The organism is Stenotrophomonas sp. 78350_Sma (assembly GCF_056482105.1).
Genome location: NZ_CM151182.1, coordinates 3,385,931 through 3,408,736, shown reverse-complemented (window position 1 = coordinate 3,408,736; position 22,806 = coordinate 3,385,931). Strand labels below are relative to the sequence as shown.

Genomic DNA, 22,806 nt, shown 5'->3' with positions numbered 1-22,806 from the left:
CAGGGCGGTCAGTGACGGCAAGGGCACCACAACGACAGGGCGGGCGGCGATGACGCCGGCCTGGTGGCGATCGCTGCGCGCCTGGCTGGCGCGCTCGACCGGGGCGGCTCCGTTGCGTCTGGCGGCCGCATCGCGACAGGCCGTCGCTGCTGCCGCAGCCAGCCTGCAGGGCGAGGCCCTGCAGGCCGGTGAGATCGCCGCGCACCTGCAGCGCGGCCTGCACGCACTGGCCCTGTACCCACGGCTGGCCGGCGAGCCTGCCCCCGTCCAGGACCCGGCACTGGGCGAAGCGGTGGCGCGCGCGCTGCAGGATCGTGACTGGGCCGCCCGGCACCTGCCGCGACGCCCGCAACTGCTGCCGCAGCTGATCCAGACCGTCAACGACGAAGCCGCCTCGGCACGGGTGATGGCGGCGATCATCGGCCAGGACCCGGTGCTGACCGGCAATCTGCTGCGCATCGCCAACAGCCCGGCCTACAAGGTGCATGAGCGGCCGGTGGAAAGCCTGCAGCGTGCGGTGACCCTGGTCGGTACCGAGGGCGTGCGCCAGATCATCAGCGCGGTGCTGGTGCAGCCGGTGATGCAGGTGCAGTGCGGCATGTTTCCGCAGTTCAGCACGATCATCTGGGAACACGCTCTGCTGGCTTCGCGTGCGGCCGCCGATCACGCGCGCACGGTCACCTTCGGCGATGCCTTCGCTGCGCAGTGGCTGGGCCTGGTGCAGGGGCTGGGATCAGCGCTGGTGATGCGCCAGTTGCTGCAGGAAGCGCAGGCGCGCGACGAAACCGTGGAGCCGGCGCTGGCCCTGCAACTGCTGCAGCAATGGTCGTTGCCGCTGGCACAACGCGTGGCTGCAGCTTGGGAGCTGCCCGAGCCCGTGCACCAGGCACTGGCGCCGGAGGCCGATGGCCCACTCGCCGACAGCCTGCGTCTGGCCAGCGCGGCGGCGGCGGCCAGCCTGCTGTGCCGGCATGGACATGCCAGCCAGAGCCGCATGCTGGCCCTGCTCGAACAACTGCCGTCGGCGCCACCGCATGCGCTGCGCTGGATCTGGCGGCGTCTGCATGGGCGCAGCGTGGAAACGCGGGATGAAGCCGGCCAGGAAGAGGTTGGTCCGGTGCACTGAGGGTTGGGCGTTACAGCTGCGATTCCACCGGCAGCCAGCTGATCACGCGCGCGGTCCAGCGCTTGCCCAGGCTGGCACCGGGCTCGGTTTCCACCCAGTGCGGTGGTGGCTGCCGTTCCAGCCAGCGCAGTCCATCGTCGTGGCCGAGCGTCAACCACCAGCTGTGTTCCGGGCTGGCCAGGCGCAGGTACTCGTTGCGCAGCTGTGCCCCCAGCACCGGGTCGTCAAACAGCACGCCCATCTCGGTATTGAGATAGGCCGAGCGCGGGTCGAGGTTGAACGAGCCGACGAAACCGCGGCGATCATCGACCACGAACGCCTTGGTGTGCAGGCTGGCCCCACTACTGCCGAACAGGCTGGTATCGGGCCTGCCGTGTGCCTTCAGTTCGTACAGCTGCACACCGGCCTTCAGCAGCGGAACGCGGTAGCCCATGTAGCCGCCGTGTACTGCGGCCACGTCGTTGGCGGCCAGCGAGTTGGTGACCACGCCAACCTGCGCACCACGCGCCGCGAGCGCCGACAGCGCCTGCACGCCATCATCGCCAGGCACGAAGTAGGGGGAGATCAACAGCGCATTGCTGCGGGTGCTGTGCAGTTCGTCGCTGAGCGTACTGACCAGCCAGCTACGGCGATCATCGCCGCGGTGCTTCATCGGCGGATCGGAGGCGATGCGCACGTTCGCGCTCCAGTGCAGCGGTTCCGGGCTGGGCCGCTGCAGGGCGCGCGATTCGGCCACGCGCTGCAGGTAGGGCTGTGCCCGGGCATGCATCGCATCCAGGTCTGACTGCCGCACCAGCTGCCGCAACTGTGCATCGGTGTATGAGGCCAGCGCGGCAATCGGGATCGCCGCGCTGCTGTTCCAGTAGTCGTCGAAGATCTGGTTGGCCTGCTGCACCGCCGGCCCGGCCACGACCAGGTCCAGGTCCTGGAAGTTCACATCGTCGCGCGCGCTGAAGTATTCCTCGCCGATGTTGCGGCCGCCGACGATCGCGATGCGGCCATCGGCGATCCAGCTCTTGTTGTGCATGCGGTGGTTGACGCTGAAGGCGCGTTGCACCAGTTCAAGCGTGCGCGCGACGCCGCTGCGGTTGCGGAACGGGTTGTACAGGCGGATCTCGATGTTCGGATGCGCATCGAGCGCCATCATCAGCGCGTCCTTGTCCTTGGCGTTCATGTCATCGAGCAGGATGCGCACGCGCACGCCGCGCTCGGCGGCGTCATACAGCGCCTTGGCCATCAGGTGGCCGATCAGGTCGTCGTGCCAGATGTAGTACTGCAGGTCCAGGCTGCGGCCAGCGTGGGCGGTGATCATCGCGCGCGCGGCGAAGGCATCCATGCCATCACTGAGGAATGCCACGCCCGATTGCCCGGGGTGTGCGTCCTGCAGCGGCACGATCTGCTGGTCGATGCGGGTCTGCGCCGGCTGCAGCGGCAGGACGTGCGAAGGGGCGCCCTGCGCCTGCGGCGTAAGGTGGTCGGCCAGCAGCAGCCCGGACAGGACCAGCAGCAACAGCGCGGCGAGGATGAGTGCAGCGACGCGCAGCAGGCGTCGCCACAGGGGCTTGGGCAGGCTCATGCCCCGATGGTAGAGCCACGCGATGCGTGGATGAAAGCCAACAGGCCCATCGCCGTAGATCCACGCCATGCGTGGATGGCTTCTTCAGACAACGTCACGCCATGCGTGGATGACAGGGGCTTCGCGGTCAGAACCGCTCGTCGCTGCCCAGGTAACGCCACTGCCCCGCAGGCAGCGGTCCCAGTGCCACGCGGCCAATACGCAGCCGACGCACGGCCGTCACCTGCAGGCCGGCAGCGGTGACCGCCACGCGCAGGCCCTTGGCCGTCAGGCCCTTGCCCGCGAAGCGCAGGCGCTGCTCGCTCTGCCAGCTGACCTTGGCGCCGCCCGATTCCTGCTGCAGCCGCGCCATCAACCACGGGCCGCGCTCGGGACCGCCTTCGGCCACTTCGATCAGGTATTCCTGTTCGGTGCGGCCCAGATTGCGCTGCAGATGGGCCAGCGTGGCCGGATCCTGGCTGACCACCACCAGGCCGCTGTCGCTGGCCGGAAGCGAGGCGGCCAGCTGCAGGCCGTGGAAATGGCGCTGCAGCGGACGGATGTCGCTGGCATCAAGTTCGCTGCGGCTGTCACTGCTGACCAGCGCACACAGGGTCTCAGCGGCAACGCCGGCCGGCTTGTGCAGCAGCATGCTGACGCGCTCGGCCTTTTCATCGCTGGCCTGCTCGGCCACCACAATCTCGGCGCTGTCATCGACCGGGCGCTGCGGCTGTTCCACCACCTCGCCGTTGACCGTGACCCAGCCGCCTTCGATGTAGCGTCGCGCTTCGCCGCGCGGGATGCCGAGCAGGGCGGACAGGCGTTTGTCGAGACGGATCGGTTCCATGGCGGAAAGGTCAGGCAGGGGGCGCGCAGTGTAGCTGCTGCGGCCGGTCAGCGCTGGCCGCGGTTGGCCAGCTCGGTCAGGTACAGGCGGGTATCGAACTCCAGCTGCAGGTAATCCGGCTCCATGTGCTGGCACAGCTGGTAGAAGGCCTTGTTGTGGTCGGCTTCCTTCAGGTGGGCCAGCTCATGCACCACGATCATGCGCAGGAACGCTGCCGGCGCCTGGCGGAACACGGTCGCGATGCGGATCTCACGGCTGGCCTTGAGGCGGCCGCCGTGGACGCGGGAGATGGCGGTATGGGTACCCAGCGCGTGCTTGATCACTTCCAGCGTGTTGTCGTAGCAGACCTTGTTGAGCGGCACCGACTTGCGCAGGTAGCGGTCCTTCAGGTCCTGGGTGTAGTCGTACAGCTGGCGATCGCTGCGCACCTCGTGCGGGTCGGGATAGCGCTGCTGCAGCCAGGGGCCGAGCTTGCCCTGCGCCAGCAGGTCACTGACCTGGGCGACCAGGGGTTCGGGATAGCCGGTGAGGTACTTCAGGACTGCCATGCAGGGGCGGCGGGGCGTCGGTAGAATGGGGCATCCAAGATTACACGCGGTACGCATCGACCATGGCAAAGCCCAACGCGCTGCAGGAACAATTGCTCAAGGCCGGCCTGGCCAAGAAGTCGCAGGCCAGCGCTGCCGCGAGCGCGCAGGCCAAGGCCCGCCAGGGCAAGGCCGAATCGACCTCGGCCGAGGTCCAGCGCGAGGCTGAACGGGCCCGCGCCGAGAAGGTCGAGCGCGACCGCGCGCTGGCCGCCGAGCGCAACGCCCAGGCCAAGCTGGCTGAACAGAAGGCCCAGGCCCGGCAGATCATCACCGCCCATGCCGTGCCCCACAAGGGCGACGACGAGTATCGCTTCAGCGATGGCGCGGCGATCCGCACCCTGCTGATCGACCCCAAGCTGCGCAAGGCGCTGTCGGTCGGCGTACTGGTCATCGTTGCCCACGGCGACGGTTACGCCCTGTTGCCGCGTGCCGCCGCCGAAAAGGTGCGTGAGCGCGCGCCCGAAGCGATCATCGTTGACCACGGCCAGCCGGGCTCGACTGCCGAGATCTCCACCGGCAACGCCGAGGACGACGCCTACTACGCCCAGTTCCAGGTACCCGACGACCTGGTCTGGTAAGCAAAAAGGGGACGGAGGGGATTAAGCCGCAATCGGCTTGATTGAAACCCTCCATGTTCTGCTCAGCTTGCTGAAGATCAGCCGGGCATGGCTCGGCTCAACACAGGTCTGCTCCTTTGTGCGCGGGTGTATCGTCCCCATATCAGGCGACACACCTGCGGAGGATGGCCATGGCCACCGGTTGGGCGGGAGACGGCGCGGTCCAGGACCAGATCGACGCCACCGTCGACGATGCGATTGCCCGCGCGCGGCGCCAGCTGCGGCAGGGCCCGGGTCTGGAACACTGTGAGGAATGCGACGCGCCGATCCCGTTGGCGCGTCGCCAGGCTGTGCCTGGTGTTCGACTGTGCGTGGCGTGCCAGCAGGCGCATGACGACGAAGAACAGGCGCATGCCGGCTACAACCGGCGTGGCAGCAAGGACAGCCAGCTGAGGTAAGGGGTGTTTTATTGCAGGGCTGCGCCCTGCACCTGCAGAAGCAACGTCAACATCAAAGGCTGGCATTCCGTGGGTTGGCAGGGCGGTGTCGGAGTGCGGGGACGCCTTGAACCCGTCCATGGGGGCTTGGCCGCGGCATCCATGCCGCGGACACCCCGCACTCCGACACCGCCCCGCCTCTGACAGATTTCCGCGATCTGTTGGAACGCGCTGCTGATGCCGACCGTTGGTCGGCACGGGGTCGGATTCAATTTTGACTATCGATATCTGACAGATGTGCCGACCAACGGTCGGCACCCACCAACAGCGCGCGGAATCTGTCAGAGGTGGGGCGGTGTGGGTGGGCAGGACCGTTGGCGCCATGGATGGCGCCATCGAGCCCCCATGGACGGGTTTACGGCGTGTCCTGACCACCCACACCGCCCCGCCATCCCACGGAATGCCGCTCTTGATCTTGCTTCGGCCTCGGCCTCGGCAGGTGCAGGGCGCAGCCCTGCAAAGGCAAACCCCCTCAGCCGTCGCCCTGGATGCCGCCGGGGGCCTGCGCCGGGTCGCGCCAGCGCCGCACCGTGCGCTGGAAGAACAGGTTGTTCGGCAGCTGCAGCACCGTGCCCTCGTGGCCGTCGCCGGACTCCTGCAGCGTTGTGTAGATCAGGTTCACGTCGATCACCCGGCCCTTCAGGCCCGGTTTCTCGCCGTTCTCCAGCACCTCGATGTAGTCATGCAGGCGGAACGGGCGCGTGGTGAAGATCAGCAGCGTGCAGAAGATGTTGGAGAGCACGCTCCAGGCCGCGAAGAAGGCCACTGCGCCCACGGCCGCGAAGCCGGTGAACGCGGTCCACAGTACCGACGGCGATGCGCCGAGCAGGCTGAGGATGTACAGCACTGCGCTGAAATAGACCACGAAGCTGCTGATCCGGCGCGCACCCATCGCCATCTCCGGCGGCAGCGTGTAGTGCTCGGCGAAGCGGCGGATCAAGCGCCGTGCCAGCATCCGCAGCAGCCACGCGGCCAGCAGGGTGAGCAGGATCTTCACGGCGATGCCCGCGTCGTGGAGCCAAGGGTGGGTCCAGGCCGGCAGGTGATCCTTCAGCGACAACATCATGGGGGCGACGACAGGTGGCAATAACGGCCTTCGATGTTACCCGGCGCGTGCAGTGGATTCGACCGCCGGAGTCCAGGCCAGACAGACCAGCTCCTGGCGGTGCTGCTGCAGGCAGGCGCGGCCGTTTTCTGGACGCAGCTGCAAGGACAGGCCCAATGCCTGCAGCAGTACGCAGGCAGTGATCACCAGCAGGGCGGCGCAGGATGGGCTGGACATGGCACAACTCCTGGACGGCAATTTCGCGAAGGACCTTCCATGGATGCAGCAGCCGTCGAAAAGGTTGCATGGCATCGGTCGTCGATCGGCTCTAAACCTTTTTCCGGGTCGCCGCATCCAAGCGATATGCTCGACACCACCATGCCCGCGCTGCCTGCCGCCAACGACGCCGTCGACGAACCCGCTCTGGTGCGGGCGGCGGCTGCGGGCGACACCGCTGCCTACGAACTGCTGTACCGGCGTCACGCGCCGCGTGTATTCGCTGTCCTGTGGCGGTTGTGTGGCGGCCAGCAGGCACGTGCCGAGGATGCGCTGCAGGAGGCCTTCCTGCAGGCCTGGAAAGCACTGCCAGGGTTCCGTTTCGAGAGCAGCCTGTCCACCTGGCTGCATCGGCTGGGCGTCAACGCCGCGCTGATGGAGTTGCGCGGCCGGGCTGCCGGGCAGGACCACGACAGCCTCGATGATATCGACGGCGGCCTGCAGGAACTGGCGGTGCATGACCGTTGTGCCGGCACCGAGCGCGATCTTGAGCGCGCACTGTCGACACTGCCACCACGGGCGCGTGCGGTACTGGTACTGCACGACATCGAGGGCTGGAAACACCAGGAAATCGCCGAACAACTGCAGATGGCTGTCGGCAGTTCCAAGGCACAGTTGCATCGTGCGCGCGGCCTGTTGCGCGCACGGCTGGGAGACATGACATGAGTACGCACGAACACGATTCCGATCACGACCTGCTGGCCCGGCTGCGCGCGCTGCCAAACGAGCGCGATGTACCCGCCGATGGCTGGGCGCGTCTGTCCGCCCGGCTGCCACCGCGTGAACCGCAGGCAGCACCTGCGCCAGCGGACAACGTGGTGGCCCTGCCTGCGCGTTCGCGACGCCGCTGGTGGCTGCCGGTGGGGGCTGCGCTGGCAGCCAGCCTGGCAGTGTATGCGGTGGCGCCGTGGCGGCATGCGCAGCTGGACACGCCGGTGCCGTCCGCCCTGCAGCTGCAGGCCGCGGCGATGACCGAGCAGTACCAGCAGGCCGTGGCCGCGCTGCCCGATGGCCGGGCGCCGGAATGGCAGCCGGCCCTGCATGAACTGGATGAAAGCGCGGCGCAGATCCGTGCCGCCCTGGCGCAGGACCCGCGTGCGCCGCACCTGCTTGGCCAGCTCAAGCGTACCTACACGCTGCGGCTGGAACTGACCCGGCAGGCGGCCTATGCCGCCGAGTCCGGCTTGACGACCTGAGGAGACCGCCATGACCCGAACCCTGATTTCCTGCTGTGTCGCGCTGCTGCTGGCCCCTGCCGTGGCGCTGGCCGACACCCGCATCGACGAGCGGCATACCCTGGCCGCGGGCGGTCGCATCGAGCTGAGCAACGTCGCCGGCAAGGTGACCGTGCGTGGTTGGGACCGCAATGACGTGCAGCTCACCGGCACGCTCAGCGACGGCCTGCAGCTGCGGCAGGAGAAAAGCGCCAACCGCGTGCGCTGGGAGATCGAATACCCGCGCCGCAACAACAACGGTGGGGCCACGCTGGTGCTGAACGTGCCGCGCTCGGTGGAGCTGCTGCTGAGCACGGTCAGCGCCAGCCAGGACATCAGCGGCATCGACGTGCGACGGCTGCAGGCCGACACGGTCAGCGGCAGCCTGAGCGCATCTGGCCGCAGTGGTGACAGCAAGCTCAACACGGTCAGTGGCAGCGTCAGCGCACGCCTGCAGACGCCAAAACTGGATGTGAACACCGTCAGTGGCCGGATCGAGGCCGGCGGCGGCGTGTCCGGTGATATCGGTGCGCAGACGGTATCCGGACGGGTCGAGGTCGACGTCGGGCGCGTGCAGCGGCTGGCGGTGGAGACCGTCTCGGGCAGCATCGACCTGGCAGCAGCCGGATTGGCGCCCGGCGGCCGCGTCAATGTCGAATCGGTCAGTGCCTCGGTCACGCTGAGCCTGCCGCGCACGGTGTCGGCACAGCTGTCGGTGAACAGCTTCAGCGGCTCGATCAACAGCGATGCCGGTCAGGTGGAGCGGCCGCGCTATGGGCCGGGCAGCCATCTCGATACGCGTCTGGGCGGCGGTGATGGAGACATCCGCATCCAGTCGCATTCGGGCAGTGTGCGGGTGCGGCTGGACCGCTGAGCACGGTCCGGCAGGCCGCGGCGGCAGCGCCGCCGCGGTCAGTACTGGGTCAGCTGGCTTTCTTCAGCGCCCAGGTGGTGCCGAGGACTTCGATCTTGCCACCGGCCTTGCGGAACGCTGCCAGGTCCGAAGCGATCGAATCGCTGCTGACCACGGTGCTGGCGGCCGCGCCCTTGCGTTCGCTGCGGATGCTGTTGCTGGCCTTCGCGGGGGTCTTTGCCTTGCGGGGCATGGTTGCTCCTGTCAGGTGGAAGGGGAGGAAAGCGCCCAGGCGTCGGCCTGGCGCAGGTAGTCCTGCCGCTCGCGGCGGCAGTCATCGCCGCCCATCGAAAACTGGCGGCAGATCGCCGGGCGCTGCGAATAGATCGTGCAGCGCAGGTGATAGGGATCGATCGCCGCGCACCAGCCTTCCTCGTTGCGCGCCATCACGGCACGGCCGTGGGTGTCGCGTGACAGGAACTGGCCAGGCACGTGGTCGCCGGGCTGCAGCAGCACGGGCAGCCGGCAACAGACCGCGTCACAACGGCGGCAGTCGACGGGTGCAGGTGTTGCGTCAGGTTGTAAGGCCACAGGGGCCTGGCGGGTGCCCAAAGCGGGTCTCGATGGCGGCTCAGGTGCTGCGCGGACCATGAACGAGCCAGGAAGGCATGGCCGCTAGGCCCGCAGGGCGGGCCAGGCTGCACTGTGAACACACACCGGCGTGGCCGGTGGAAGGTGCAGCGGGGTTCTAGCCGACCAAGAGTAACTTAGACCGCGTAACGTTTTGTTAATCCTGGCTGGCTGCCGCCAGCGCAAGGCCCTGGACCACGCCCAGCGAGGGTTCGCCGTGGACCATGCGGGCGCCCGGGAAGGCCTCGGCCACGGCTTGGCGCAGGTAGCCGGCACGGGACATGCCGCCGGTCAGGAACACCGCATCCGGGTCGCCGCCGATGTCGCTGCGGACCTGGGCCAGCAGCTCGCGGATCTGCTCCAGGTAGCCATGGGCGGCGCCGGCCAGGCCATCGGCGCTGCTGTCGGCATGCAGGTCGCGGGCGATGTAGTCCAGCGTGCTCCGATGCTCGCTGGCGGCGCTGAGGGCGATCTTGGCGCGCTCGACGTCGCGGTACAGGCGGGCGGTATTGCCGGCGTCCTGCAGGGCCTGCAGGCGCGCGCCCCACGGGTCGTCGACATGGTCGTACTTGTGCTGGCGGAAGTCGCGCTGGCGGGTCATGTCCTGCACGGTGGCCGCTTCCACGTAGTGGTGGGCGGGCACGCGGGTGATGCCGCGGCCGAACAGCGGCATGTAGCTGGACAGGCTCAGGGCCAGGTCGATGTCGGTACCGCCGCGGGCGATACCCCAGGCGCGGTGGATGCGCGGGGCGTCGTTTCCGCCGACTTCGGCATGCGCGATATCGGTGGTACCGCCGCCGATGTCGACGATCACCGCCTGGTGCCGCTCGCGGCTTTCGGCGTGGTAGTGCATGGCCGCCGCCGCGGGTTCTTCGAGGAAATCGATCTGGTCGAAGCCGGCCTGGGTGGCAGCCTCGCGCAGGATGTCCAGCGCCTGGTCATTGCCGGCCGCGCCGATCGAGCTGCGGAACTGCACCGGGCGCCCGAGCAGGGCCGAGCGCAGTGGTTGGCCGAGCTGGGCGCTGGCGGTCAGGCGGATGTGCTCGAGGATGTGCGCGGCGATGCCGGTGATGGTCTGCTTGGCGCGCGGGTGCAGGTTGTAGCCCAGCATCGACTTCGGGCTCTGCACCAGGTTGCCTTCGTGTTCCTCGAAATAGGCTTCCAGCGCTTCGTCGCCGTAGACCGCGTTCTGCAGCAGGTCGCTGGCGCTGCGTTCCTTGCCGGCGCGGGCCTCCATCCATTCCCGGCGCAGTGCGCGCAGGGCTTCCCGGCGCAGTGCCTGTGGCGTGCGTTCCTGGCCGGCGGCACGGGCCGCGCGCGCGGCGCTGTCGATCATCTGCTGCAGCTGGTGCTCCTGGCCGTCATCGAGCTGGAAGTCGTCCGGATCGGGCACCACGCCTGGGAAATAAACGCTGGTGCGGAACTGCTCGGCATTGCCGAAGCGGATCGGCAGCAGTTTCCCCTCATGCACGATGGCGGCGGCGGAGTTGCTGGTACCGAAGTCGATGCCGAGGCGCATGGGGAGTTCCGGGGGCGGTCAGGGGCCGCGCACTCTGCTGCAGTTCGCCGCCGACTGCAAGTTCCAGGGGCGTGCTGTTCTGGTTCGGGTCCAGTGGCCAGCCCGGAGCCTGTCCGGAAAAGGGGCAGGGAAGCCAGCCGGTTACAATGGCGGCTGTTGATTCACTTGGAGGTACTTGCCGATGTCGTCTGTTCCCGCCTGCCCGCAGTGCACCCTGGAAAACACCTATGCCGATGGCGCGCTGTGGATCTGCGCCGATTGCGGTTTCGAATGGACCGCCGAGGAAAGCGCCGGTTCGACCCTGGTCGTGCGTGACAGCAACGGCAATACCCTGCAGGCCGGCGACACCGTCACCGTGATCAAGGACCTGAAGGTGAAGGGGTCTTCGATCCCGCTCAAGCAGGGCACCGTGATCCGCAACATCCGCCTGGTTGACGATGATGCCGAGCACATCGAAGGCAACTCGGACAAGATCAAGGGCCTGGTCCTGAAGACCTGCTTCCTCAAGAAGGCCTGATCGGTCTCAGCGCCTGGCCTGCTGCTGCGCGCGCCAGCGGGCCAGGCTGTCCAGCTTGGCCTGGTAGCGTGCCTGCTCCGGTGCACCGCCGAGCAGCCGCGCGCGGGTCAGTTCACGGTCGGCGCGCTCGAGCTGGCCGGACAGGAAATACACGCGCGCCAGCCCGAAGTGGAACTGGTGCGCGGTGTCATACAGGCGCACGGCCTGCCGGTAATAGCGGATGGCTTCGGCCAGCTTTCCGGCCTGTTCGGCCTGCGTGCCCAGCATGTACTGCGCGAACGGATCCTCGCGCTGCACCGATGCCAGGCGGCGCGCCAGTGCATTGGCCTGCGCATCCAGCCCCAGCCGCCGGTACAGCGCGCTGGCGTTGGTCAGCGCCGCATCCTGGCGGCCGTCCAGGCGCAGGGCGCGGTCCAGTGCCTGCCGCGCCGCATCGGTGTTGCCCTCACGGTTGTCGAGCACGCCCAGGTTGTTCCAGACCGAGGGGAACGCGCGATCCTGCACGACCGAGGCATCGAAGAACGCGCGGGCGCCGACGAGGTCTCCTTCGGCCATGCGCTCGGCACCACGATTGTTGTAGAAGTGGGCCAGTGCACGCGCGCGGCTGACCGGCTGCGGGCCGTGGCGGTCGTAGAGCACGTTGCGATCGAGGTCGACCGTGGCGTAACGCCCCGCGATCTCCACGCCCGCGTTGACGTGGCCCACGCTGTAGACCACACCGGCGTCCTGGTCCTGGTACCAGGACACGACCTGGCCGACTTCCTGCACGCGGGCCTGGATGCCAGCCTCGCGCGCCAGTGCCACGAACATCAGCGTGAAGGCCAGGCAGTTGGCGCGGCGCTGCTGCCAGACTTCGCCCACGGTGTAGGTTGCGTTCGCGTCGTACTGCAGGTCCAGTCCCTGCCGGCCGAAGATCATTTCCACCAGCGCCTGCAGCCGCTGCTCGCGCGATGAACTGCGGTCCATCACCTGCGCCTGCAGCATCGCGCGCATTGCGGGAGGAATCGCGAAGACCTGTTCCGGTGAGGGAATTTCCGCCGGGGTGATGCTTCCGATGGGCGGGATTGCATCGGTGCGCGGGCGGTCCTGTGCGCAGAGTGGCGCGGCCATCAAGGCGGCCAGGGCCACGACGAAGATGCGGGCGGCAGGGCGGTACATGACAGTTCCCGGCAGCGGCGGGCGCTCCCGCCTGCAGCGAGTGTAGACCCGGCGGCGGCGCGCTGCAGTGACCGTTGGTCGGCGCGTGGCGGCACGCCGATTCATCCACAACCGATGTGGACCAGCGCTCGACAAAGCTGTGGACAACCGGGTCCAGGCCTCACCGGGCAAGCGTTGTGAGTGCGTGGTGAAAAAACCACCAGCTTGCCGCAGGGCAGCGCAGGCGGGATGATCCGGGTATGGATTTCTCTCCGCTGACGCTGGCGCCAGCGCAGTGGCAGGCGCTGCAGGACAGCTACGCAACGCCGCCCCGCGCCTACCACCACTTCGGACACGTACGCGCGGTGCTGCAGCACTGCCAGGACGTGGCTGACGGCCCGGGCTGGCAGGGGCCCGCCGAGGTGTACCTGGCCGTGCTCTACCATGACGCGATCTATGTGGCGGGGCGCAAGGACAACGAAGCGCGTTCGGCGGCGCTGGCCCTGCAGGCGATCGCACGGGCCCCGGAACTGGCCGGCGTCGACGCCGCGCGGGTCGAGCAGTTGATCCTGCTGACCGCCCGTCATGGTGATCTGGGTCCGGATGACGTTGATGCCGAGGCCGCGCTGTTCCTGGACTGCGACATGGCGATCCTGGCAGCGCCCGAGCCGGTGTTCGCTGCTTACGATCGTGGCGTGGCCGAAGAGTACAAGGGGGTCGTGCCGGGCTTCCTGTACCGCGCCGGGCGTCGCCGTTTCCTGCAGGGGCTGCTGCGGGCGCCGCGCATCTTCCTCAGTGACTTCTTCCACCAGCGCCTGGACGCAGCCGCGCGGGAAAACCTGCGCCGACAGCTGGCCCGCTGAGCCAGCCCGGTACACTGGGGCCTGCTTCCACCGATTGTCGCTTCCGACTGTGTCCGTCCCTGATCCCGATCCCCGCCCGCTGCCCCCCGAAGAGCCCGGTCCCAACGAGTGCTGTGGCAGCGGCTGTCCGCTGTGCGTGCTGGATCTGTATGCCGATGAGCTGCAGCGCTATCGCAAGGCGCTGGCCGAATGGAAGGCACGGCATCCGGAGGCAGCGCCATGAGCCGTGCACGCCCGGCGGCAGTGCTGGCACTGGTGGCGTTGCTGCTGTTCGCCGCCACAGCGCTGTGGACCCAGTTCGCACGCAGCGATCTGGACTGGGTGCGGGCCACGCTCAGCCTCTACCTGCACGGGCCGTGGGGGTTGGCGCTGCGCGCTGCGTACTGCCTGCTGGCGCTGGCCATCGCGGTGCTTGGCATTGCGCTGTATCGCGGCAGCATCGGCCCACGGCGCAGCGCGGCGGCGCCGCTGTTGTTCACTGTCTCCGCACTGGGGCTGGCGACGGTCGCCATCGGTGACAGCTGGCTGCCCGACGCCACGCCACTGCTGGCGCCGTTCATCCATGGGCTGGCGGCCAACACCGCATTCCTCTGCGCCAGCGTCGGCATGCTGCTGCAGGCCTGGTACCTGCGCCGCGAACCGGGCTGGCAGTCTGCCGCCGGCCTGCTCTGGGGATGGGCCTGGCTGGCCTTCGTGCTGTTGTGGCTGCACGTACTGTGGCGCGGCGGTCCGCCACGCGGGCTGGGCCAGAAGGCTGTGATCGTGGTGATCGTGGGCTGGCTGTTGTACCTGGCGCTGGCGTTGTACCAGCGCGGTCGCCGTACCGCGGCCCGCTGAATCCCCAACGGCCTGCGCCGGTGCGTGCCGTGCACGCGGCGGCGGCGTATCGTGTGCGCATTCCATCGGGGATGCGATATGAAGCGTGCAGGGCTGGGCAGGGCAATGGGTGTGGTTCTGGCGCTGGCAGCGCTGCCGGCAATGGCGGCGGCCAACGTGCAGCAGTTCAGCCACGGGCGGTTCGAGCAGATTCCGGTGCACCTGCCGGCCGGCACGCCGCAGCGGGTGGTGATCTGGTTCCATGAACCGACCGCCGGTGGTGATACCAGCCGCCTTCCGATCGAGGCCCTGCGTGCCGATGGCGCGATGGTCGCTGCCGTGGACATCGCGCACCTGCGCAGCGTGCTCAAGCGCGAGGGTGATCCGACCTGTTCGTTCGGTTCCGGCGACGTCGAGAACTTCTCGCGCTGGTTGCAGGCCTCCCTGCATCTGCCCGGCTACCACCTGCCGCTGGTCGGTGGTGATGGCGAAGGCGCCGAGATGGCCTACACGCTGGCCGCGCAAGCCGACACCCAGGTGTTCGCCGGCCTGCTGACCACCGGCTTCTGCCCGGACCACAGCCACGAACGCATGGTCTGTGGCGACGGTGTGAAGCACAACAAGCTGCAGCCTGCCGAGTTGAATTTCCCGTGGCTGAGCGCCGCCGGCGACCATGGCTGCAAGGTTGGCGAGGCCAGCCGCTTCGTGCAGCAGGTGGCGATGGCGCGCGAGTTCAAGCGCACCGCACGCGGCGATGCGTCACCGGGCCTGGTGGCGGCGGCGCGGGTGATGGGCGCGCAGGTGGGCGTCAGCCTGGCACCGCCCCCGGCCGCGCTGAAGGGCCTGCCCGTAGTGGAGGTGCCCGCTGCCGGCAATGGCGACACGTTGGCCGTGTTCGTTTCCGGCGATGGCGGCTGGGCCGGCCTGGACAAGGACGTGGCATCGTCGCTCAACGAACATGGCGTGGCCGTGATCGGCATCGACTCGCTGCGCTACTTCTGGAGCGAGCGCACGCCGAAGGGCTTCGCCACTGACCTGCAGAAGATCATCGATCACTACCGCCAGCAGTGGCATCGCGACAAGGTGATGCTGATCGGTTTCTCGCAGGGTGCCGACGTGCTGCCGGCCACCATCAACCAGCTTGATGCCGGCACCCGCGAGGCGCTGGACCGTATCGTGCTGCTGTCGGTGGGCAGGAAGGCGGACTTCGAATTCCATGTCAGCAACTGGCTGGGTGGCGGCGGCGACGGCCTGCCGATCGCGCCGGAAGTGGCGAAGCTGCCGGCGGCGAAGACCCTCTGCGTGTATGGCGACAAGGATGACGACGCGCTGTGCCCGGACCTGCCGGCCAGCGACGGCGTGCAGAAGGTGAAGCTGCCGGGCGACCATCACTTCAATGGTGATTACGACCGCCTGGCCGAAGTGATCCTCAAGGGCGGCGCGTAGCGCCGGGCCACGCTGGCCAGCGTGTTGGTAGATGCCGACCTTGGTCGGCGCTGGCGTGTCGACCAAGGTCGACACCTATCGGGTGGTGCGGGGCGTCAGTTCCGCCGCGGGTCCAGCGAGATCAAACGCGTGGCATCCAGCAGCGCAGCCGGCAGGTGCATGCCGCCAGGTGCGGCGAGATAGCGCGGCCGCCACTGGGGGTCGAACTTCGACTTGAAGCGGCGCAGGCCACTGAAGCCATAGAAGCGTTCGCCATGCCGTGCCAGCAGGCCGGCCAGCCGGTTCCAGCGCCCTGCCAGGCGATGCTGGGCCAGCCCGGACAGCGGCGCCATGCCCAGCGAGAAGCGCGCATAGCCCTGCGCGCGTCCCCACAGGAACAGCTCGATGAACAGGAAGTCCATCGTGCCCTTCGGTGCCTCGTTGACGTGGCGCATGAGGTCCACCGACAGCTCGGCACCGGCCGGGGCCTGCCACAGGTTGGCGAATGCCACGATCTGGCCCTCGGCTTCGACCAGTGCCACCGGGAAGCGCGCCAGGTAATCGGGATCGTAGCTGCCCAGCGAGAACCCCTTCTCGTCGCCGGCCTTGTCTTCCAGCCACGCGTTGGAGATCGCGTGCAGGCGCGGAAGCAGGCTGGGAACCTCTTCCACCGGTGCCACGCGGAACGACAGGCCCCCGCGCTTGCCACGGTTCCAGGCCTGGCGCAGGTCGGCGCGTTCGCGGCCTTCCAGGCCGAAGTCGTGCAATGGCACGATCGCTTCCTCGCCCAGCTTGACCAGGCCCAGGCCAAGGTCGAGATAGGTCTGCCAGTAGGTCTCGCCGATCTGGTAGAACACGGGGCGCAGGCCGAGCCGGTCGGCTTCCTCGCGGAAGCGCCAGATCAGCGCGCGCGCGACCTCGGGCGGGCCGACCGGATCGCCCATCGCGATCAGCGATCCGCCGTAGCGCTGCATCATCACGAAGCCCTGCTTGGCGTCATCGCGCAGCACCGCCTTGTCGGCGGTCAGCACCAGGCAGGCCTGGGTGTCGGTGGCACCGGCCAGGACCGGGGCCAGTGACTGCAACGTGGCTTCGTCGGCCGGTGGCAGCGGGCTGCGGGTGCTGTGCAGCAGCCGCGCCAGGCCGAACATCACCAGTGCAATGGCGACCACCAGCAGGGCGCGCAGCGCACGCGGTGCGTTGCCGGATATCGCAAACTGCCACCACAGCTCGTTCTGGTATTCGACATGGCTGTAGGTGAAGAACAACAGCCAGGTGACCGCCACCAGCACCAGGCCGAGGTTGCGCAGCCATGGCCACGACCATGCTTCATCCAGCAGCGCGCCCTGGCGATAGAACTCGCGGCGCGCAGCCCACAGCGCCATCGCCACCAGCAGGGCGGAGACCGCGATCAACGGTTGGCCACCGCGCAGCCACAGTGGCAACGGGGTGATCACGCACACGGCCATCGCCAGCATCCACGCGGCATGGCTGCGCCGGGCCAGGCCCTGGCCGATCAGCAACAGGGCGACGCCGCTGAGGCTGCCGATCAGATGGGAGGTCTCCAGGATCGGCAGTGATGCGTTGAGCAGGTGGCGGCGCGGCGTGGGCAATGTGCCGTCGATGACCAGTGCAGCACCGATGCTGAACACCGCCAGCGCGATGATCTGCGGAAGCCACGGCCGCAGTGCGTTCCAGCCGGCACGGGTTGCCCCGGCACTGGCCTGCAGCGGTTGCCGCAGCGCCGGCGCCAGCGCGAGCAGGGTGGCCAGCAGCAGCGGCAGCACGTAGTAAGTGACGCGGTAGATCAACGCCGCAGCCAGCACCGCAGCTGGTGCGACCTGTGGCAGCAGCTTCAGCAGGCTCCATTCGAACACGCCGAGGCCGGCGGGCACGGTCGAAACCAGTCCGGCCAGCACCGCGACCAGGTACAGGCCAACGAAGCCGGGCAGGCCGGTCGGCGTCGAATCCGGCAGCAACACATAGAACGCGGCGCTGGCCAGCACCAGCTCGATCACGCTGAGCACGGTGACGCCGATCATGGTGCGTCGGTCGGGCAGCCACAGCGCATGGCCGAGCACGCTGAACTGACGCCCATCGCGGCCGACCAGCAGCAGGGTGGCCGCATAGGCCAGCAGCGCGACGATGCCGACCACGCGCACCGCATCCGGGTCCAGCGGCAGTGCAAGTGCCGCGGCCGCCGGCTCCATGCACAGCGCCACGCTGATCAGCAGCCACGCACCGAACACGAAGCCGAGCGTGCTCATCAGCACGACCTGGCCGATCTGCGCCAGGTCCAGGCCGGCGGTGCGATAGCCGCGCAGGCGCACCGCACCGCCGGTCAGCGCGGCAAAGCCCACGGTCTGGCCAAGCGTGTGTGCAAGGAACGCCGTAATGCCGATGCGCGCGGGATGCACACGGATGCCGCTGCGGCGCAGGCCGATGGCATCGAAGCCGATCAGGCAGGCATAGCTGGCCAGGCCCAGCACGACAGTAAGTGCGATCTGCGTGCCACTGAGCTGGTGGAAGGCATGGCGGATGGCGCGGTAGCCGTTCTCATCGAACTCGTTGGCCAGGCCGTGCAGCGCCAGCGCAAGGATCAGCAGCGGGACGACGATGGTGAGGACCCGCTTCCATGCCGGGGTGGAGGGAGCGGTGGCGGGGTCGGTGGTTTCGGTCATCGGCGCAAGCGTGCGTCAGGGAGGGCGAGGGCGGTGTCAATGCAGCCGTGGCGCATCGTGCGCCTGTCGCTGGCATTTGACCAGCGCCGCTGTCGGAAGCCGGTAGTGCCCGTGCGTGGATGGCTGCCCCGCACCCATCGTTGACCGGTTTGGAGGACAATGCAGGCCTGATCACCCGCAGGAGCCACGCCCATGATGGAGCGTTACGACGTCGGACCGCGCATGTCCGAAATGACCGTGTACAACAAGGTCGCCTACCTCTCCGGCCAGATTCCGGAAGACACCAGCCAGGACATCACCGGGCAGACCCGGCAGGTGCTGGCCGAGATCGACAAGCTGCTGGCGCTGGTGGCCAGTGATCGCCAGCACGTGCTGCGCGCCGAAGTGTTCCTGGCCGACATCGCCGACTTCGACGGCATGAACAAGGCGTGGGACGAGTGGGTGGTCGAGGGCGCGACCCCCGCCCGCGCAACTTTCGAAGCCAAGCTGGCTCATGCCGAGTGGAAGGTCGAGATCGTGGTGACGGCGGCCGTGCCGTAACTGCGGGATGGGGTCAGATCCCTTTCCTGCGGAAAGGGATCTGACCCCTGTTACAGGCGCACCAGCTCGATGCAATCCACCGGGCATGGTGGAATGCACAGCTCGCAGCCGGTGCACAGATCGGCAATGACCGTGTGCATGTACCTGGCGCCGCCGACGATGGCATCCACCGGGCACGCCTGGATGCACTTGGTGCAGCCGATGCAGTCGGCTTCCACGATCAACGCCACCTGGGCCGCCTTGTGTTGGCCGCGCGAACGATCGAACGGAATCGCCGGGACGCCCAGCACCTGCGCCAGCGCCCGTGCACCGGCATCGCCACCCGGTGGGCAGCGGTCCACGCCTGCTTCGCCACGCGCCATCGCCTGTGCGTACGGGCGGCAGCCGTCGTAGCCGCATTGCCCGCATTGGGTCTGCGGCAGCAGGCGGTCGAGGCGTTCGGTCAGGGGCGGGATCAGGCTCATGCGTGGCGAAGGCTGCGCGTTGGGTTACTTCAGGGGTTTGCCGCGGAACCAGCGCTCGTGGGCCAGTGCCAGCATCGGCTTGTCTTCAGAACTGTCACCGTAGGCATGGATGCGCACGTAACGCGACAGGTCGAACTGGCGACGGATGTGCTCAACCTTGCGCGGGCCGCAGTCGCCACCGGCATAGCGACCGGTCAGGCGGCCGTCCTGGCTTTCCAGCCGGTTGCAGATCAGCTGCAGACCCAGCTGCTCGCACCACGGCCGCAGGTACAGGTCCAGCGAGCCGGACACGATCACCACAGTGTGCTGCTGTTCCTTGTGCCAGCGGATCTGCTCCAGCATTTCCGGGCGCACCACGTCGGGCAGGAACTCACGCGAGAAGCCGGCCGCCAGCGTGGCGATGTCGTCACTGTGGCGGTCGCTGAAGGTCAGGCGGGTGACGCGCACGCGGATGCGTTCGGCCGAGATCAGCTTCAGCTTGTACGCGAGCAGCCACGGGCCGACCTTCCACCACGCCTGCGCCAGTTGTTCGGCGGTGGCCACGCGGCGCAGGAAACGGCCATAGGTATCGCAGGTAGTCACGGTGTGGTCGAAGTCGAACAGCGCCAGTTCCATTCCGTTGCCTCCCATCGCGTTGCCCCGTGACCGGTGCTGCCGGCGGGCGTGGCCGCAACCACGCCCGCTGCAGGCATCAGCGGACCGGCATGCCCGGCTGTGCGCCGCTGTCGGCGTCCAGCAGCGCCAGCGCGCCGCCGTCGAAACCGGCCGACAGGATCATGCCTTCGCTCAGGCCGAAGCGCATCTTGCGCGGGGCCAGGTTGGCGATGAAGACCACGCTGCGGCCGACCAGCTTTTCCGGCTCGCCGTAGCTGGCGCGGATACCGGAGAAGATCTGGCGCTTGCCCAGTTCACCGGCATCCAGTTCGAAGCGCAGCAGCTTGTCCGAACCGTCCACGAACTCGCAGGCCAGCACCTTGCCGATGCGCAGGTCGAGCTTGGCGAAATCGTCGATGCCGATGTAGGCCGGGGCGTCGGCGCTGCTGGCTTCTTCCTTGGCCGGTGCCGGTGCGGGTTTGACCGCTTCGGTCTTGGCGGCGGGAGCGGCGGCAGCGGCCGGCTGCAGGGTGTCCTTGGAGGCGTCGATCATGGCGTCAATCTTCTTCGGGTCGATACGGGTGAACAGCGGGGTGTAGTCGGTGATGCGGTGGCCGAGCAGCGGCTGCGCCAGGTCGGTCCAGTCGTTCACCGGTGCGGCCAGGAAGGCCTCTGCCTGCGCGGCGGTGGCCGGCAGCACCGGCTTCAGGGCGGTGACCAGCACGCGGAACAGGTTCAGGCCCTGGCTGCACACGGCCTGCAGCTGCGCATCGGCGCCTTCCTGCTTGGCGATCACCCACGGCTTGACGTCGTCGATGTAGCGGTTGGCTTCGTCGGCCAGGGTCATGGTCAGGCGGATCGCCGCGGCCGGGTCGTTGCGCTCGTAGGCTTCACGGATCGGCGCCAGGCCATCGACGAAGCGCTGGTACTGCGCCGCGTCGGGCAGCTGCGCGGCCAGCTGGCCATCGAAGCGCTTGCTGATGAAGCCGGCGCAGCGGCTGGCCAGGTTGACGAACTTGCCGACCAGGTCGGCGTTGACGCGGGCGATGAAGTCACCCAGGTTCAGGTCGAGATCGTCGACGCCACCGCCGGACTTGGCCGCGTAGTAGTAACGCAGCGCTTCCGGTTCCAGGCCGGCGTCGAGGAAGGTACGCGCCATCACGAAGGTGCCACGCGACTTGCTCATCTTGGCGCCGTCCACGGTCAGGTAGCCGTTGACGTGCAGACGGGTCGGCGCGCGGTGGCCGGTACCGTGCAGCACCGCCGGCCAGAACAGGCCGTGGAAGTTGACGATGTCCTTGCCGATGAAGTGGTGCAGCTCGGTGGCGGTACCGGCACGCAGGTGTGCTTCGAAGTCCTCGCCGATCCTGCCGCACAGGGTCTGGAAGCTGGACAGGTAGCCGATCGGCGCATCCAGCCAGACGTAGAAGTACTTGCCCGGCTGGCCGGGAATCTGGAAACCGAAGTACGGCGCATCGCGCGAGATGTCCCATGCACGCAGGCCACCTTCGGCATTGAGCCATTCACCGAGCTTGGCCTTCACGCCCGGCAGGGCGACGTCGCCGGCCAGCCATTCGCGCAGGAACGCGTCGAAGTGGCCCACCTCGAAGAAGAAGTGCTCCGAATCGCGCATTTCCGGCGTGGCACCGGAGATGACCGAGCGCGGCTCCTTCAGGTCGGTCGGTGCATAGGTCGCGCCGCAGACTTCGCAGTTGTCGCCGTACTGGTCGGGGCTGCCGCAGTTCGGGCAGATGCCCTTGACGTAGCGGTCGGGCAGGAACATGCCCTTGGCCGGGTCGTAGAACTGCGCCACCGAACGGCGGCTGATGTGGCCGGCCGCTTCCAGCTTCAGGTAGAACTGCTCGGTCAGCGCCTTGTTGGCCGCCGAATTGGTCGAGTCGTAATGGTCGAAGGCGACGCCGAACGCGGCGAAGTCACGTTCGTGGCTGGCCTGAATGTTGGCGATGAAGGTTTCCGGGGTGACCCCGGCCTTTTCCGCGGCCAGCATGATCGGCGTGCCGTGGGTGTCGTCGGCGCAGACGAACCAGGCCTTGCCGCCGCTCATTCGCCGCGCACGCACCCAGATGTCGGCCTGGATGTAGCCGACCAGGTGGCCCAGGTGCAGCGGGCCGTTGGCGTAGGGCAGGGCGGTGGTGACGAGCGCGGTACGGGTCATGGTCGCGGGTGGATCCGAGGGGAACCGCAGAGTATCGCATGCCCGCAACGAGGTGACCCGGCCGGGGCCGGGTCACGGGGGTGAAGCGGGGCCGGGCGCTTACTCGCGCTGCCAGGTCTGCGCGCGGCAGATGAAGGCGATGCAGCCGGACACGTCCAGCTTGGTGCCGCCCGGCTGCAGCTCCATCTTCGACTTGTAGGTCTTGCCGTTGGCCGGGTCGAGGATGGTGCCACCGGACCACTTGTTGGCGCCGTCGGCCTTCAGGTTCCAGAGGATGGTCATGCCCTTCACCGGCTTGTTCCTGTTGGCGCCTTCACATCCGTCACAGACCGGGTTCGGGCCCTTGTCCGAGTGCAGGATGTCGACCACCTTGCCGGTCAGCGTGCCGTTGGCGGCCTCGGTGATCTCGACGATCGACTTCACCTTGCCGGTCTTGTCGTCGATGGTCTTCCAGCGGCCGGCGGCGCCATCGGCGGCCTGCGCCGAGAGCGCGGCCAGGCACAGCGGCAATGCCAGCAGCAGGGTCTTGAAGGTCTTGCGCATGGTCCCCTCCCAGGGTTCATTCCGGCACGATGCCGGTACGGGTCGACTGTATACCCATTCGGCGGGGTATGGGGAAGTGGGGGCTTTGCAGGGCTGCGCCCTGCACCCGCGGTAGTGCCGGCCGCTGGCCGGCAACCTCAACGGCAACGGCAAAAGCAAATGCGGCTATTCCGTGGGATGGCGGGGTGGGTCCGGTTGCGGGGGACGCCGTAAACCCATCCCTGGGGGCTTGGCCGCGGCATCCATGCCGCGGACACCCCCGCAACCGGACCCACCCCGCCTTCGACAGTTTCCGGAGATCTGTCGGAATGGCTCGGCCTGCTCTTGGTGGGTGTCGACCT

General features: G+C 68.1%; 26 protein-coding genes. 12 read left to right on the top strand and 14 right to left on the bottom strand.

Annotated features, from left to right (window positions below; genetic code table 11):
- Positions 1-49 precede the first annotated feature (49 nt).
- Complete coding sequence (locus tag ACZK4H_RS15905; protein ID WP_099552108.1) at positions 50-1,126, top strand: HDOD domain-containing protein; 1,077 nt, start codon at positions 50-52, stop codon at positions 1,124-1,126.
- 10 nt (positions 1,127-1,136) lie between these two features.
- On the opposite strand, the gene ACZK4H_RS15900 is transcribed toward ACZK4H_RS15905, so the two are convergent.
- The 3 genes from ACZK4H_RS15900 to ACZK4H_RS15890 form a co-directional block, all read right to left on the bottom strand.
- The gene (locus ACZK4H_RS15900; RefSeq protein ID WP_099552124.1) at positions 1,137-2,726 is read right to left on the bottom strand and encodes a phospholipase D family protein; all 1,590 of its coding nucleotides are present in this window, start codon (positions 2,724-2,726) and stop codon (positions 1,137-1,139) included.
- A 103-nt stretch (positions 2,727-2,829) separates the two neighbouring features.
- A complete protein-coding gene (locus tag ACZK4H_RS15895; protein WP_099603914.1) occupies positions 2,830-3,528 on the bottom strand; it encodes an RNA pseudouridine synthase in 699 nt (232 codons plus the stop codon).
- A gap of 47 nt (positions 3,529-3,575) precedes the next feature.
- The gene (locus tag ACZK4H_RS15890) at positions 3,576-4,076 is read right to left on the bottom strand and encodes a M48 metallopeptidase family protein (RefSeq protein WP_010482861.1); all 501 of its coding nucleotides are present in this window, start codon (positions 4,074-4,076) and stop codon (positions 3,576-3,578) included.
- Between the two features lie 62 nt (positions 4,077-4,138).
- On the opposite strand from ACZK4H_RS15890, the gene ACZK4H_RS15885 reads away from it, so the two are divergent.
- Both ACZK4H_RS15885 and ACZK4H_RS15880 read left to right on the top strand, forming a co-directional pair.
- On the top strand, positions 4,139-4,696 hold the full coding sequence (locus ACZK4H_RS15885) for a DUF2058 domain-containing protein (RefSeq protein ID WP_099552106.1): 558 nt from the start codon (positions 4,139-4,141) through the stop codon (positions 4,694-4,696).
- A 170-nt stretch (positions 4,697-4,866) separates the two neighbouring features.
- Positions 4,867-5,133 (top strand): DksA/TraR family C4-type zinc finger protein, encoded by a 267-nt coding sequence (locus tag ACZK4H_RS15880; RefSeq protein ID WP_005414219.1) that lies wholly within the window; start codon positions 4,867-4,869, stop codon positions 5,131-5,133.
- A gap of 511 nt (positions 5,134-5,644) precedes the next feature.
- On the opposite strand, the gene ACZK4H_RS15875 is transcribed toward ACZK4H_RS15880, so the two are convergent.
- Positions 5,645-6,238 carry a mechanosensitive ion channel family protein gene (locus ACZK4H_RS15875; RefSeq protein ID WP_099552105.1) on the bottom strand — a complete coding sequence of 198 codons (594 nt, stop codon included), beginning with the start codon at positions 6,236-6,238 and terminating at the stop codon, positions 5,645-5,647.
- 36 nt (positions 6,239-6,274) lie between these two features.
- A complete protein-coding gene (locus tag ACZK4H_RS15870; RefSeq protein ID WP_099552104.1) occupies positions 6,275-6,454 on the bottom strand; it encodes a hypothetical protein in 180 nt (59 codons plus the stop codon).
- A 126-nt stretch (positions 6,455-6,580) separates the two neighbouring features.
- On the opposite strand from ACZK4H_RS15870, the gene ACZK4H_RS15865 reads away from it, so the two are divergent.
- Genes ACZK4H_RS15865 through ACZK4H_RS15855 form a run of 3 tightly spaced genes read left to right on the top strand, consistent with a single transcriptional unit; the run spans position 6,581 to position 8,581 of the window.
- Positions 6,581-7,159 carry an RNA polymerase sigma factor gene (locus ACZK4H_RS15865; protein WP_099552103.1) on the top strand — a complete coding sequence of 193 codons (579 nt, stop codon included), beginning with the start codon at positions 6,581-6,583 and terminating at the stop codon, positions 7,157-7,159.
- Entirely contained in the window at positions 7,156-7,689 is a 534-nt protein-coding gene (locus ACZK4H_RS15860) for a hypothetical protein (protein WP_099552102.1), read from the top strand. Before ACZK4H_RS15865 ends, ACZK4H_RS15860 begins: the two co-directional genes overlap by 4 nt.
- A 10-nt stretch (positions 7,690-7,699) precedes the next feature.
- The gene (locus ACZK4H_RS15855; RefSeq protein WP_099552101.1) at positions 7,700-8,581 is read left to right on the top strand and encodes a DUF4097 family beta strand repeat-containing protein; all 882 of its coding nucleotides are present in this window, start codon (positions 7,700-7,702) and stop codon (positions 8,579-8,581) included.
- 49 nt (positions 8,582-8,630) lie between these two features.
- Here the strand turns inward: ACZK4H_RS15855 and ACZK4H_RS15850 are convergent, their stop codons facing one another.
- The 3 genes from ACZK4H_RS15850 to ACZK4H_RS15840 all read right to left on the bottom strand — a co-directional run bounded on the left by ACZK4H_RS15850 (position 8,631) and on the right by ACZK4H_RS15840 (position 10,709).
- Positions 8,631-8,813 (bottom strand): hypothetical protein, encoded by a 183-nt coding sequence (locus ACZK4H_RS15850; RefSeq protein ID WP_005410566.1) that lies wholly within the window; start codon positions 8,811-8,813, stop codon positions 8,631-8,633.
- A gap of 11 nt (positions 8,814-8,824) precedes the next feature.
- Positions 8,825-9,076, bottom strand: a complete 252-nt coding sequence (locus tag ACZK4H_RS15845) for a YkgJ family cysteine cluster protein (RefSeq protein ID WP_005410565.1) — start codon at positions 9,074-9,076, stop codon at positions 8,825-8,827.
- Positions 9,077-9,347: 271 nt separating this feature from the next.
- Complete coding sequence (locus ACZK4H_RS15840; protein ID WP_099552099.1) at positions 9,348-10,709, bottom strand: Hsp70 family protein; 1,362 nt, start codon at positions 10,707-10,709, stop codon at positions 9,348-9,350.
- Positions 10,710-10,890: 181 nt separating this feature from the next.
- Between ACZK4H_RS15840 and ACZK4H_RS15835 the strand changes: the two genes are divergently transcribed.
- Positions 10,891-11,226 (top strand): zinc ribbon domain-containing protein YjdM, encoded by a 336-nt coding sequence (locus ACZK4H_RS15835; RefSeq protein WP_099552098.1) that lies wholly within the window; start codon positions 10,891-10,893, stop codon positions 11,224-11,226.
- A gap of 6 nt (positions 11,227-11,232) precedes the next feature.
- On the opposite strand, the gene ACZK4H_RS15830 is transcribed toward ACZK4H_RS15835, so the two are convergent.
- Positions 11,233-12,384 (bottom strand): transglutaminase-like domain-containing protein, encoded by a 1,152-nt coding sequence (locus tag ACZK4H_RS15830; RefSeq protein ID WP_099552097.1) that lies wholly within the window; start codon positions 12,382-12,384, stop codon positions 11,233-11,235.
- A 239-nt stretch (positions 12,385-12,623) separates the two neighbouring features.
- Here ACZK4H_RS15830 and ACZK4H_RS15825 point away from each other — a divergent pair, with 239 nt between their 5' ends.
- From ACZK4H_RS15825 to ACZK4H_RS15810, 4 genes are all read left to right on the top strand, one after another.
- Positions 12,624-13,226: an HD domain-containing protein gene (locus ACZK4H_RS15825; RefSeq protein WP_099552096.1), complete on the top strand. Its 603-nt coding sequence runs from the start codon at positions 12,624-12,626 to the stop codon at positions 13,224-13,226.
- Positions 13,227-13,275: 49 nt separating this feature from the next.
- Entirely contained in the window at positions 13,276-13,449 is a 174-nt protein-coding gene (locus ACZK4H_RS15820) for an oxidoreductase-like domain-containing protein (protein ID WP_088026730.1), read from the top strand.
- Positions 13,446-14,063 (top strand): DUF998 domain-containing protein, encoded by a 618-nt coding sequence (locus ACZK4H_RS15815; RefSeq protein ID WP_099552094.1) that lies wholly within the window; start codon positions 13,446-13,448, stop codon positions 14,061-14,063. The genes ACZK4H_RS15820 and ACZK4H_RS15815 overlap by 4 nt, the downstream gene beginning before the upstream one ends.
- Before the next feature lie 78 nt (positions 14,064-14,141).
- On the top strand, positions 14,142-15,488 hold the full coding sequence (locus ACZK4H_RS15810) for a virulence factor family protein (RefSeq protein ID WP_239503839.1): 1,347 nt from the start codon (positions 14,142-14,144) through the stop codon (positions 15,486-15,488).
- Positions 15,489-15,583: 95 nt separating this feature from the next.
- Here ACZK4H_RS15810 and mprF read toward each other — a convergent pair whose 3' ends face one another.
- Positions 15,584-18,148, bottom strand: coding sequence for a bifunctional lysylphosphatidylglycerol flippase/synthetase MprF (gene mprF, locus ACZK4H_RS15805; protein WP_099552092.1), 2,565 nt, complete (start codon positions 18,146-18,148; stop codon positions 15,584-15,586).
- Positions 18,149-18,340: 192 nt separating this feature from the next.
- Between mprF and ACZK4H_RS15800 the strand changes: the two genes are divergently transcribed.
- Positions 18,341-18,688 (top strand): RidA family protein, encoded by a 348-nt coding sequence (locus ACZK4H_RS15800; RefSeq protein WP_005418155.1) that lies wholly within the window; start codon positions 18,341-18,343, stop codon positions 18,686-18,688.
- A 50-nt stretch (positions 18,689-18,738) separates the two neighbouring features.
- Here the strand turns inward: ACZK4H_RS15800 and rnfB are convergent, their stop codons facing one another.
- From rnfB to ACZK4H_RS15780, 4 genes are all read right to left on the bottom strand, one after another.
- Positions 18,739-19,152 carry an Rnf electron transport complex subunit RnfB gene (gene rnfB / locus ACZK4H_RS15795; protein WP_099552091.1) on the bottom strand — a complete coding sequence of 138 codons (414 nt, stop codon included), beginning with the start codon at positions 19,150-19,152 and terminating at the stop codon, positions 18,739-18,741.
- A gap of 24 nt (positions 19,153-19,176) precedes the next feature.
- Positions 19,177-19,767, bottom strand: a complete 591-nt coding sequence (locus ACZK4H_RS15790; protein ID WP_099552090.1) for an HAD family hydrolase — start codon at positions 19,765-19,767, stop codon at positions 19,177-19,179.
- 76 nt (positions 19,768-19,843) lie between these two features.
- The gene (gene metG, locus ACZK4H_RS15785; RefSeq protein WP_099552089.1) at positions 19,844-21,922 is read right to left on the bottom strand and encodes a methionine--tRNA ligase; all 2,079 of its coding nucleotides are present in this window, start codon (positions 21,920-21,922) and stop codon (positions 19,844-19,846) included.
- A gap of 99 nt (positions 21,923-22,021) precedes the next feature.
- On the bottom strand, positions 22,022-22,465 hold the full coding sequence (locus tag ACZK4H_RS15780; RefSeq protein ID WP_099552088.1) for a DUF2147 domain-containing protein: 444 nt from the start codon (positions 22,463-22,465) through the stop codon (positions 22,022-22,024).
- Positions 22,466-22,806: the final 341 nt, after the last annotated feature.